At 39.2% G+C, this 12,673-nt stretch carries 13 protein-coding genes; all 13 read right to left on the bottom strand.

All coding sequences use genetic code 11. The annotated features are described in order from the left end of the window. Positions 1-2 precede the first annotated feature (2 nt). The 13 genes from AC25JC_RS12835 to AC25JC_RS12775 all read right to left on the bottom strand — a co-directional run bounded on the left by AC25JC_RS12835 (position 3) and on the right by AC25JC_RS12775 (position 12,636). Positions 3-797: a helix-turn-helix domain-containing protein gene (locus AC25JC_RS12835; RefSeq protein WP_180124989.1), complete on the bottom strand. Its 795-nt coding sequence runs from the start codon at positions 795-797 to the stop codon at positions 3-5. Then, positions 788-1,591, bottom strand: a complete 804-nt coding sequence (gene pilW / locus AC25JC_RS12830; protein ID WP_078189612.1) for a type IV pilus biogenesis/stability protein PilW — start codon at positions 1,589-1,591, stop codon at positions 788-790. The genes AC25JC_RS12835 and pilW overlap by 10 nt, the downstream gene beginning before the upstream one ends. A gap of 15 nt (positions 1,592-1,606) precedes the next feature. Beyond that, a complete protein-coding gene (gene rlmN / locus AC25JC_RS12825) occupies positions 1,607-2,842 on the bottom strand; it encodes a dual-specificity RNA methyltransferase RlmN (protein ID WP_078189613.1) in 1,236 nt (411 codons plus the stop codon). 123 nt (positions 2,843-2,965) lie between these two features. After that, the gene (gene ndk, locus AC25JC_RS12820; RefSeq protein WP_078189614.1) at positions 2,966-3,397 is read right to left on the bottom strand and encodes a nucleoside-diphosphate kinase; all 432 of its coding nucleotides are present in this window, start codon (positions 3,395-3,397) and stop codon (positions 2,966-2,968) included. Positions 3,398-3,506: 109 nt separating this feature from the next. Next, complete coding sequence (gene iscX / locus AC25JC_RS12815) at positions 3,507-3,707, bottom strand: Fe-S cluster assembly protein IscX (protein ID WP_078189615.1); 201 nt, start codon at positions 3,705-3,707, stop codon at positions 3,507-3,509. A 121-nt stretch (positions 3,708-3,828) separates the two neighbouring features. Further along, the gene (locus AC25JC_RS12810; RefSeq protein WP_233944550.1) at positions 3,829-4,380 is read right to left on the bottom strand and encodes a phosphatase PAP2 family protein; all 552 of its coding nucleotides are present in this window, start codon (positions 4,378-4,380) and stop codon (positions 3,829-3,831) included. A 190-nt stretch (positions 4,381-4,570) separates the two neighbouring features. Continuing rightward, positions 4,571-5,848 carry a glycosyltransferase family 4 protein gene (locus AC25JC_RS12805; protein WP_373685862.1) on the bottom strand — a complete coding sequence of 426 codons (1,278 nt, stop codon included), beginning with the start codon at positions 5,846-5,848 and terminating at the stop codon, positions 4,571-4,573. Between the two features lie 119 nt (positions 5,849-5,967). Beyond that, positions 5,968-6,441 carry a sensor histidine kinase gene (locus tag AC25JC_RS12800; RefSeq protein WP_180115848.1) on the bottom strand — a complete coding sequence of 158 codons (474 nt, stop codon included), beginning with the start codon at positions 6,439-6,441 and terminating at the stop codon, positions 5,968-5,970. A gap of 475 nt (positions 6,442-6,916) precedes the next feature. Beyond that, positions 6,917-7,327 carry a hypothetical protein gene (locus tag AC25JC_RS12795; RefSeq protein WP_180007213.1) on the bottom strand — a complete coding sequence of 137 codons (411 nt, stop codon included), beginning with the start codon at positions 7,325-7,327 and terminating at the stop codon, positions 6,917-6,919. 13 nt (positions 7,328-7,340) lie between these two features. Next, positions 7,341-9,650, bottom strand: coding sequence for a fimbria/pilus outer membrane usher protein (locus tag AC25JC_RS12790; protein WP_180115849.1), 2,310 nt, complete (start codon positions 9,648-9,650; stop codon positions 7,341-7,343). A 5-nt stretch (positions 9,651-9,655) separates the two neighbouring features. Next, on the bottom strand, positions 9,656-10,384 hold the full coding sequence (locus tag AC25JC_RS12785) for a fimbrial biogenesis chaperone (RefSeq protein ID WP_180093362.1): 729 nt from the start codon (positions 10,382-10,384) through the stop codon (positions 9,656-9,658). A 91-nt stretch (positions 10,385-10,475) separates the two neighbouring features. After that, complete coding sequence (locus tag AC25JC_RS12780; RefSeq protein WP_078192670.1) at positions 10,476-10,976, bottom strand: hypothetical protein; 501 nt, start codon at positions 10,974-10,976, stop codon at positions 10,476-10,478. An 835-nt stretch (positions 10,977-11,811) separates the two neighbouring features. Next, positions 11,812-12,636 (bottom strand): XAC2610-related protein, encoded by an 825-nt coding sequence (locus AC25JC_RS12775; RefSeq protein WP_257227484.1) that lies wholly within the window; start codon positions 12,634-12,636, stop codon positions 11,812-11,814. Positions 12,637-12,673: the final 37 nt, after the last annotated feature.

Below are 12,673 nucleotides of genomic sequence, written 5' to 3'. Positions count from 1 at the left end.
CCTTAACGTGATAAACGGAAATCTGCTTTGCCGTTTACGGTATATGGTGACAATGAAATATTTTCATTATTTAAGCTTAATGACACTGCTGTTGCATCATCCAAACGAATTTGGAATGGTGTTTCACCGTTTAAGTTGAGCGTCGATGCTTGACGACCAGTCGCCAACACCTTACCCGTCGAATCAACAATATGTACTGAAGTTGGGCTACTGAAGGTCAATGTCAATTGATCACCGCTGACTGTTGCATTCCCGCCATTCATGTCGAGGACTTGAACTTCTGAAGCGACTTCACTGGTCACAGCGTCTTCATTATCGCTGCCCGAGGTCATGCCCTGAATCGCTGCCACGATCGCACCAATGACCACCAACACCGCCAATGCAATCAGACCACGTTTGATCCATTTACGATTACGGTCACGGTTAGAACCGGGTAATTTACCCATAATTTTAATCGGTGAATTGTTTAACGCGTGATTTGGCAACAATCCCGTATCGTTGGCATAAATATCATCAAAACGTTGAATGATATTGGTTGCATCAACTTTTAAATATTTGGCATAAGTGCGGTAGTAACCTTTAATAAAGGTCGCTTCAGGCAATGACTTATAATCATCTTGCTCAAGTGCAGTCAGTGTTTTTAATGGAATATTGAGTTCTGATGCGACAGCTTCAAGTTCCAGTTTTTGCGTAATACGTACTTGACGTAAATACTCACCTGGGCGTTGTACATTTCCTAATGCATTTGGAGCTACGCTCGAACCATTCGATTGCGGTGAATTAGGATTTACTTCCATACGGCCTCAGTACTGTACTGTAATTGCAAATAGCGTTGGTATTCAGGACTTTCTGGGAACAAAGCACGTAACTGGTTGACCAGTACTTGCATACCCAAATTGTCGCCATTGGCACGCGCTGTTCGAATGCCAATCCAGAGTGCACGCGCACCCTGATTTTTTTGTCCTACTGCACGTACAAATTGTTCATACATTTGTGTAGCAGCAGGGAACTGCTGATTCAAATAAAAGATTTCAGACAACTCTAACATTGAAACATAGGAATCACGATTAGCCTGCAAAGCTTGTTTGAATGATTTTTCAGCATTCGCCACATCACCCACTTTCAGGTAAATTCGACCTAAATTTTCCAATGCTTTGAAACGTTGATCATAACCTAAAGTTGAACCTGCGATGCTGAACTGTTCAATCGCATCATTATAGCGCTCAACTTGGTATAAATACGTACCGTAGTTGTTACGTGCTTGAGAATTTTTTGAGTCTGCTGAAATTGCACGCTTAAAATAACTATCTGCTTTTTCTAAGTTGGCTGGACTGCCTTCTCGTTGCAGTAAGACGCCCATCATCATATTGGCTTGGGAATCGCGAGAATCCACCTCTAAAGCCTGATCTAATGCGCGCTTAGCAGAGTCCAAATCCCCTGCTTTCAGATGTTCAACAGCCAATTGCGTTCTGATTTTTACGGCTTTCTCTGGGTCTTTTTTCCCAATCTCAGGCGTTTGACATGCTGTTAATGCCAAAACCGATGCACATAAAGCTGAAACGAAAGTGAACTTATACGTTAACTTTTTCAATTGGCTGCCTCTTTATTATCCTTGTGAGCGCAGTATCTCATTTTGCTGCGCAACTTTCTTTTTCCATTGCTCCGCACGACGAGTACGGTCAGCAACTTGCCCCACGAGTTGTCCACACGCAGCATCGATATCATCACCACGTGTCTGACGAATCGTACACACAAAACCGGCATCAGACAAAGTTTTTTGGAAAGAAATAATACGGTTACGGCTTGAACGACCGTATGGCGCATGCGGGAACGGGTTAAACGGAATTAAATTAATTTTGCTTGGTAAGTTTTTCAATAGCTTTAACATTTGCTGTGCATGTTCAGGATGGTCATTTACACCATCTAACATCACGTATTCGATAGTCACGTGTTTACGCGAACTTTCATTACCATCTTTTGCGATATAACGCTGACACGCTGCAATCAACTGTTCCAACGGATATTTTTTATTGATCGGAACAAGTTCGTTACGTAGTTCATCATTTGGCGCATGGAGTGAAATTGCCAAGGCTACATCAATGTCTTGTGCCAATTGGTCAATTTTAGGCACTACACCTGAGGTTGATAAAGTCACACGACGCTTCGACATACCATACGCAAAGTCATCCAGCATGATACGCATTGAATTCAATACGGCGTCATAGTTCAACAGTGGCTCACCCATACCCATCATCACCACGTTGGTCACTGAACGTTCACGATCAGCAACTGGCACATCTTCCATATAAGAGAAGTTCGCCATCCACAGCTGTCCAATAATTTCAGCTTGGCTCAAGTCACGTTGGAAACCTTGTTTACCAGTTGAACAAAATGAACAGTCCAGTGCACAGCCTACTTGTGACGAAATACACAAGGTCTTACGTGCGCCGGTTTTATCTTCTGCTGGAATGAGTACAGTTTCAACCAATGAACCTGCACCATCACCCACACGGAATACCCATTTACGAGTACCGTCTTTTGAATAATTTTTATGCACCACTTCAGGCGCTTTAATTTCACAAATCTTTTCTAGTTTTTCACGCAATTTGCCTGAAATATTGGTCATTTCAGCAAAATCAGTCACGAAGAACTGATGAATCCATTTCATCACCTGCCCAGCACGGAACTTTTTCTCCCCCATTTCTTCGAAGAATTTTTCCATTTGCGGACGTGACATGCCCAGTAAATTCACTTTCTCAACAGTATTTTGCTGCGTCGGAGCGGATGGAGATTGTTGCTGTGCATCAGAAACAGCTGATGTAGCGACTACTTCAGTACTCATGTGTAATTACCTAAACCATGTCTAAAGATCAAAGGAGAAGCTCAGTTATTGAGCAAAGAATTATTCAGAGAATAAAAAAACCAGACAAGCAGTATACCACTTATCTGGTTTGAATACTTCGAATTAACGAGTACGTGGAGCGATCTCAGTTTGAGCGAAGAAGTAGTTAACTTCACGATCAGCAGATGCTACAGAGTCAGAACCGTGAGCAGCGTTTTCGTCGATGCTTACAGCGAAGTCTGCACGGATAGTACCAGGAGCAGCTTCTTTAGGGTTAGTTGCGCCAAGAATTTCACGGTGAGCAAGAACTGCGTTTTCGCCTTCAAGAACTGAAACTACAACTGGACCAGAAGTCATGAATGCAACTAGGTCACCAAAGAAACCACGTTCTTTGTGCTCAGCGTAGAAGCCTTCAGCTTCAGCTTGAGTCAAGTGTTTCATTTTAGTTGCAACGATTTGAAGACCAGCTTTTTCGAAACGAGCAAAGATGTCGCCGATGTGGTTTTTAGCAACTGCGTCTGGTTTAACGATAGATAAAGTACGTTCAATAGCCATGAGAGGCTCCTTAAGTCAATTTGACGTGAAAAATTTGCCGCATTATACCGAATAATGCGCTATTTTCTGCTTTTGCTATACAAAAAAATTGCTTTTTTCGATGTAGGGATTAACTCGCCTCATCAATCCAGGCCATCTGAATTCCCTCAAGCAGACCTTCAGTCGACTTTTCAGGGTCATCAGTGAAATTTGGCAATGCACATACCCATGCATGTAGGTCAGTAAAGCGAATCCATTGCGGATCAACATCAGGGTGAGCTTCATACAGCTCAATTGCGATATCAATGGTATCTGTCCAGCGTAAACCCATGGGTCTTCCTAACATCGTCTATAGAATGATGGCTTACTTTAACAAATTTCAGCAATTCGACGTGATAAACCCTTTTAATTTTTTTATTACCAGATTTTGCAATTGTGGTGTCCACATCAAACTATAAAACCAAACCCAAAAGAGGTGCACAGAGAATAATCGCCGCACCCACTGCAGCACCTATAGCAGCACCGACAGCAACATCACTCGGGTAATGCAAACCTAAGATCATGCGAGATAATGCCACCAATAAGCTAAAGGGCAACATTAAGACCAACAACATGGGTTGAATATAGCCCAGCACTGTTGTTGCCATAACCGCATGTAGAGTATGCCCCGATGGAAAACTAAAATGATCTAGAGGGCGTTCACCTAAGCGAATCACTTGATGCACTTGGTACGGTCTTGGGCGCACAGTTTTCTTTTTGAGGAGTTTATAGATCGAGGTGCCGACTGAACCACCTAGTAATACATAAACGATTTGCAAACTGTAAGACATGCCCTGCACGATCCAGACCGTCGCCAACATGACATACCAAAACACACCATCACCAAGTCGACTCACCATTTTAAATATATCAGCCACAACTTGTTGATGTGAAAAATGATTGAGATAAATACAGCCTTTTAAATCGAGGTGCAGCATTCTTGTTTTTGCATTTTTAAAATTCATCGCTAATCTCCTATCTACAGTCAAAGCCTGACTGTGTTGGGGTTGAGCTAGATTTGTGTTGTTATTTTTACAAGTTTAGTTCTGTGTTTGACTCAGCTTAGGTTCTCTTTTTGACAGTGCAATGATGCTTTGATGACAGTTCAATGAATATTGGTTATGAGGATGCTCAACCAGTATATAACCAATAGCGCTAGCTCCATTGGCTCATCATGGCTTGATCCACCACGCGATATAGCGCTTGCTCAAATTGCTGTACAGGATATTGCCATCCGATTTTAGCAGCGTCTTTTGCCGCCTCGATGCCCATTGTTTTTAATTTAGCGCGTTGCGGCAATTGTTGCATAAGACGAATAAATTCATCGGTTCGAGATAAATGACACAACCATCCCGTTTGCTGATTTCTCACGTACAGTTGGGCACATGCGGCATTATATGCAATCACCGGCAATCCGCTGGCCATTGCCTCCAAAACCACATTACCAAAGGTCTCAACCTGACTTGCGAAAACAAAAACATCCGCACTGGCGTAGGCTTCCGATAAAGCCTGACCACTTAAACTTCCCATAAAAATAACATCTAGGGATTTTGCCAATTGCATTAATCGTTCACAATCTGGCCCATCACCTACAATGACCAATTTCGTTCGTGCACCCATGGCCAACATCGAACGATAGGCTGAAATTAAAACATCCACCTCTTTTTCAGGAGATAGCCGACCGACATAGAGCATCACGCGGGTATGTTCATCTGCTTGCCACTGTTGTCTCAGTTCTGCTCGATAATGTGAGGGAGAAAATCGACTATGGTCCACACCTCGTCCCACCACCACCAATGGACAACTAAAACCTAATCGATGCAAGGCATCTGCAGTATCTTGGCTCGGGACACAGGTGAGTTGAGTATTGTTATGAAACCATCGTAAATAATGCTGTACAGGCTTCATTAAAAACGCTAAATCAAAGAAACGACTAAAGTCATGAAAGGCCGAGTGAAAACCACTAGACACAGGGATGTGTAAAGAATGCGCCAATTGAAGCATGGCAAAACCCAAAGGCCCTTCAGTGACTATATGCACAATGTCGACTTGGGCTTTTTTTAAAGCTTTACTCAGCTTAATTAGTTGCGGCCAGCCAAATTGTAAACCTGAATATTTAGGAATCGACTGCGCTCGAACCAAACACTCTTGATCAGGTTTGAAATCCTGACAACTTTCGGACTGTTCAGGACGTATTAAAAATATTGAGTTGCCTTGTTGCTGCAAGCCTTTACACAACTGCAATAAAGAATGTGCAACACCATTAATTTCTGGCGCCCACGTATCTGTCACAATGGCGATTTTTAGACCTGGACGGATTAAGGTTGAGACCGTTTGCACATCCATTCGTGATTGCATATGCTTAAACTGGAACTGAAATCGCGCAGGTTCATCCTGCATACGCCCCAAATCGTTAGCCGATTCTGTCATGATCTTACATGCTTCTTATAAATGTTTATCCACAGTTTAAGCAGCAGTTTTTTGCATTTTGATGATTATTTGATGACAGTTTGTTGAAAAAAATTGACTAATTTCTTCTACAAAATCATGATTTATCCGTAATTTTTAATCACTTTTAAAATCGTCTGACCCGCACGAGAAGTGATTTGCATATCTGCGTTCATCCGCTCTAAACGCCCACTCATACTACGAAGCCCCACACTCAAACCGGCTTGATTGACCAGATCCACATCAAACCCCACACCATTGTCTTCTACTTCCATTATCAATGCCGAGTTTTCATAATAAATCCGAATCTGCACCACGGTCGCATGACTATGCTTCACAATATTGGTAGATGCTTCTTCAGCTACACGCTGTAAGCTTAGACATTCCAATGGGGTAACATCCACTTCCCATTTCGCAGGAACTGACCATTTAGCGTGTATATCGAGCTCATCAAATAACTGATTAAAACAGTGCCCAAAGGATGCCATCCATAACAAAGGGGTTTCAGGCAGTTTGGTGCCCAAACTAGAACCGCTATCAATGATCTGTCGTAAATCATCTCTTAAAATTTTCAACATCGATAAAAATTGTGGATTGGTCAGATCTTTGGCGCTCTGCTCAGTCTATGCCATTAATCGTAATGATCGAGCTGAGCCATCATGTAGGTCATGTGCTATTTGAATACGCTCTTGCAAGCAAGTATTTTCCATTTCCAACTGATAATGATTGTGTAAAATGTGTATTTACTCTCATTTGCTTGTGTGACCAGTGTGGCCAAAGTGCCATTAAATTTTTCAATTCGTCTTACACTTTTAGTCAAGCGTAGTGCAAAAATAATCGCCACACCCAAAGTAGTTTTCGGGGAAGCATATGCTGAAATCAAATTTCCTTCATTTCTGACTTTATACGCATAGCAGAAAATTAAGCTACTTAGATTAAAGCCCAAGATTCACCTAAATTTCTTTCCTCAAGCTTCAATCTAGCGGTATGAACGAAATCAGCACTCCGCATATAGCTACCTTGGGCTTGAAATAAATTTTGTCGCTAAGCAACTCAAAACACCATATTTACAAAGACTGTATCGCGGTAGATTCCTGCAGGTGTCGTTGCATTCACTCGCTCCACCAAACGCACAGCAATCACATAGTTATTTTTGCCAGCGCCTTGCTCTGTAGAAACATTCCACAGATTTTCCATCGCACCTGAAACAGTCATCCGTGTTTTGAGCTTAATCGGGCCATTCGTCACAAAACTACTGCCCGAAGTATCCTGCAAATTACGGCTATTAAAGCGTATGCGGTATTTACCGGAACAATCGACACTAAATGAACTTGCCGCTTGACTATTATAGTAATTCGCCAAGCGCATATTGGTTTCACTGATTCGTCCCATTTCACAACGACTCGGCGCTGCAAATGTCATTGAACTAAATAACGCTGCTGAGATGAGTAAAATACTTTTCATTGGAAATACTCCTTTATTTACACTTCAATGTAATTAATTCAGGAGTTTGGTTTTCTACCTTTTTCGGCACTGTTAACGCTGTTTGGCAAGATCGACCACCACTGGTCCTCACCGTCAACTTGTAGTAGCCTTCAACCAAACCATATAACATTACCGTGCCATCTGAACCCACTGGATAAACATCAGCTTCTGGGGTATCAATTGCAACTTCACTTCCTGCCACAAATTGATGACCTTGTTCATCCAATATTTTGACCAATATTTGTTGTGTATCAAATACTGAAAAATTAATGTTATAACCACGCTGTCTTAATGCGACTAAACGATGTGCAGCATTCGGAACTTTGCTTTCGATCGGCAATTGGTTTTCATCGAATGAAATATCGTAATTAATATAAGGAACGATATCGTGTACAAAGGCATAGCCTTTTTTATTGGTTTTCGCGACTGGAGACATTGATCGCATGACATCAATATCTTCACGACCACCAACATTCACTAAAGCAAAGGCATTATCGACAAAACTGGTCAATGCATATTGACCGCCCAACCACACCATAGCACCACGGTAGCCAACCTGGGTTGTTGAATCATTTTCACTATAGAGATGACTTAGGGTTAAATCCCCAACATCAGTGGACAAACCACCATAGGCATTTAATACCGTTTCATCATTACGATAATCCACACCGAGCGCATAATTTGCACCATATTCACCAAATGCATTTTGGATGAAACGTACACCGCCGGATTTATTGGTACCTGCATCAGCCTGAATACGTTTACCACCACCAAAATTATAAGAAAATGTAATAAAGGCACCTGAGTCATCGCTATCACCAAATTCTTTAAAGTAATTGGCGGTATACATTAAATTCTGTGTAATTTCGCGGCTCACACCTACAGTGAGCATTTTGCGATCCTCTAATTCAAATAAAGGATCATTAGATTCATACTGGGTTTGTTCGATATAGTTCAGGTTTAAATTTTGAAAGAATGGAAAATTAGCAAAACTTAAATACGCCATATTTTCAAATTTTGGAAAAATATGATTATCTTCATAGCCCAACGCCCGATAATCATTTGTAGCGTAGCGTGAACTCACACCAAAATTGAGTTTCCCAAAATTACGACTGATAGCCAAACCTGCAGAATAACCATCGTCATTATCGGTTTTACTGCCTAAAAAAATACTGTCTAAAACAAACCATCGATTGACCGCTTGCGTCCATAGCAGTCCTGCATTTTTTACTTTGTCACTATAGGTAGCACTTGCACCTAAAGTGGTACGACTGGTAACACCTCTACGCCAATAGGCTGAACTGAAAAAATCGCGATAATCGCTATTTTCTTCGTCATAACTGAAGCGTAGTTTCCCTAATGATATGTTGTAATCATTTAAATCTTCTTTAAGCAATTTACTACTAATTAATACCGGGAAGCTTCTAACAGTAGTATTCCCCAATACATCTTGTACAACCATTTGCGCTGTACCGGCACTTTCAATGTTGGCACCTGTTTGTAAGTTATAATCTCCAGGTGAAATCTTTTTCTGATAAATATTTACGCCATCAATATATAAGTCAACAGTCGAAGGTAAAACCGCACTGCCTTTTAGACTTGGAATATTCCAATACACGAAATCTGGGCGTGACGTATAGTCTGTACCAAAACTCAAACCACCAAATCGCACACCATGAATTAATGCACTATATGCAGAGGTCGTATCACCAATAATCAGTTTGGTCGCACTTTTAGAAAAATCAAACTCAAGACTACTATTTAACCTGACGAATTTTTCTTCACGATAATCATCTCCTTTATTATTTCGATAAAAGGCATTATTTCTTAAAATCCAATTGTCTTTAAACACGCCCAGCTCAGGTAGCACACCAAAATTATTATGTTGAGTATTATTTTCAAAATGCATTTCATAATTAAGAAATGCACCAAAATTTGCAGGCATCGGCTGGCTGATTAAGGTATCAGTTTCTAGCCCAAAGAAATATTTTGATGGAAGATTAATTTTGACGGCTTGCAATTGAGAATCAAATCCAGACTGAATATCTTGATCCGTTACCAAACAAAATGAATTTTTAGTTGCATGTCGTTTCAGAATTTCTACTTTGATTTGCAGCTTATCAAGATCTGCGCACTCTATATAAAACTTGTTATTTTCAGTCAGTAATAATACTTCGCTCTTGCGGTCTACTTCGTTTACCCAAATACTGGTTGGAAATAAATCATCAGGCATATCAACGGCTTCTGCATGAGCAGAATTAGCACATAAAATACAATATAGAAGCAATGTAATTCTGTTCATAGCCACTACTCAACTAAATTAAACTCCAAAGGAGTGTCACCTTTATCTGTTTCCACAACGACTTTATAATTACTAGCGCCTTGTAAAGAAACATTCCCGATGTCGTATTGGTTTTTACCTAATGCCAATAAATATTTCATATCGGAAGATTCAGCGACTGTTTTCTTGCTTTTATCGATGACATAAAGTTTTTGGATTTGAATGTGTGATTTTGCTAAATTTTCAACCTGAATAATGGTGCGACCATTCATTTTTTTGGCAATAAATTTTAAATAAGCGGGTTCTTGTTTGCCGACAAAAAATGGCACATTAATACTTAATAACAGTGCAATTTTCGATTCAGAGTTCGTCACTTGAGGTAGCTCAGTATAAATAATACGCCATGCTTCTTCTTGTTGTAGATTCATACTCTCTACAGATTGAGTAAAACCCACACGAACCATTTGTTTTGAGTTTGGTTTTAGAATGAAATTTTTCGGATTGATAATAATATTGGATTCAGGTGAAAGAATATCTTCACCTGCAGCATTTTGAGTCCATTTAAATGCTTTAGCTTCAAAAATACGTGGTGTCTCATCATCCCCTTTCGATTCCAAAGTAAATGTCGCACTGCGTTGTTTAGATTTATCGGTTAAATATAATTGCACAGGGCTAATTGAAATACCTGCAAATATTTGAGCACTCAATAAGCAAGTCATTAAACTTAATGAAACGACTTTGAATAAACTTTTCATATACTCACCCCAGTACATTTAAATATTATTATCAATTCAAAATAAAAAGAAGTTGACCCTAACTGTGTAGAATCAACTCCCTAAATTTGGATTAGTAAGCTACTTTAATATATAAAGTATCTTTGTATGTACCAGCACGTTGAGTCGCTGAAATTGCAGTTTTTGGAGCAACAGATACTGTGAAGTTATCAACACTCATACCAGCTACAGGTGTAGAGCCGATTGGATAATTCACACCACCTTTTGTAGTCGTGATTTTTGTAGCTACTTTATCAGTAGTCGTTTCATGTTTTACAAAAGTATCTGCACTTGTGCCTGCATTCATTGTAGATAAATTCAGTGTATATGGAGTGTTTGTTGTAACTTGAAAGCTACTAGCACCTGTATAACTGTCTTCAACGAGTTTGATGTCTTTACCTACCAAAAGCTCACATGCTTTCAGAATCTGTAACTCGATGTCGATTTCGCCTTCACACGGCGCACCGCCACATTGTTTAGATTCTTTTTTACCACCAGCGATTGCAGATGTTGCTGGAAGTGCTACGAACAATGTTGCAGATAGTACTGCGGTTAAAATTTTAGATGTAGACATTTCACTTCTCCATTCTCATATGAGATTTATTAGTATGTGCATCAAAGGATATTTATTAAGAAAAACTAATTAATCTTACTTTCCCTAGGTGCTGATTCATTCTTAATCATGTTGAGAAAAAAAGAACCTAATATGGAAATTTCACACGAATATTCATGTAATATTATTTTTTACAAATATTTAAATTATGTGTTTGTAATATATTAAATATTTTTAATTTTTATATTTTTATTTAATTTTTCTCTTTATCCCAAATTTTGGGGATTTTTTTCATATCCCTATTTTTTGGTATATTATATCTAATTGTTTTTATTAAATTTAGTAACATTAAAAATAATATAGGCTGTTACATATTTCATCAAATATTTGTGAAATAGTTCAAAATAATTTTCAAACAAAACAATATTACATGAATATTCAACTATATTAATAGTAACGACCGATTAAATTTAAATTTTAAATAGAATATTAAATATATAATCACTACTTTCAGGTATGTCTTTTGAAACGCAATACAAGAATTACGTCACCAAATACTGAGCCTTTGTATTAAATTACAGGTTTTGAAACACGTCTTAGTTTCCAATGTTAAGCTTTTGTAAATCATATTTTCTTTCTTTAAATTTCATTTTTTGTTTTTCCTATTTTTTAGAATCTCATTTATTACGTGATTTATCACATATATATAAATTCACCGCCTCTCTTTCAACACTCATTTTACTTTGCTTTTTTATTCAAAATACGGACTACCTCTTTTAAAACTGCCTGAATTCTTCTTTAGAAAATTCTATAAATAAAAAAGCCCCAAGTTATGGGGCTTTTTAAAAAATTTAACTTACTCACTGACTGGATAAAGCAATCCTTGATCGACTCGAAAGATTTGACCTGATCCAAAGTCGATCTGCTGCAGCTCTCCTTTTAATTTTGGGAAGCCAGCAATTTTCTCCAATTGCGGTGAGCGTTGAAAATTCTTCGTTTTAGGATTGTACAGCCAATAAATAAATCGCTTATCTTCTATTTTTCGACCATCAGAAGTGTCTGAGAGTACAACATCATAGTATCCATCAAAGTTTACATCTAAGAATCCCATACTATTCCCAAAGGCATTAAAGCCTTGTAATGACTGTAGTACCTCGCCATTTGACTTATTTATTACATCTACGCGCTTTAGAGATTTGCCATAAGGCTGATCTGCGGATTGCACTCCATAGAACTTAAACAACAGGATAGGTTTATCTACTGCTTTAAACGCAGGTTCAAACTGTAGATAACTTGTAGATGGTGATGCCGTTTTTTCCATCAGTTCAGCTTTAAACGAGCCTGTATTTGCATTCAAGGTTCCTGCCAATCGATAAGCAGTTGCCGCACTTTGTTCAGTCCCAACATTGACTGAATTCAGATCTATAAAATCAGCTTTTTGAGTCCCTTTAAAGTTAATTTGTTTGGGCTCTTGCAGATCAGTCAAAGTCCCGTGCGGATTCCATATACCAGCATACAAATCTAAGAAATAGCGTCCTTCAGTCGAGCGAAGCATCCGCTGCATGGATATCCGAACATCAGGTAAAGGCTTTAACTCAGGCAGTGTTATATCTGCCTCTTGTGCAAAACTCACCACTGGTAGACAAAGAGCGAGTAAAAGAGAGATTTTTGATATTTTCATTGCAATTACACACTCCATACAGCATGAATAATGCCTA

The sequence above is a fragment of the Acinetobacter sp. P37 genome (assembly GCF_057480965.1).
This window is presented reverse-complemented; position numbering and strand designations above follow the sequence as displayed.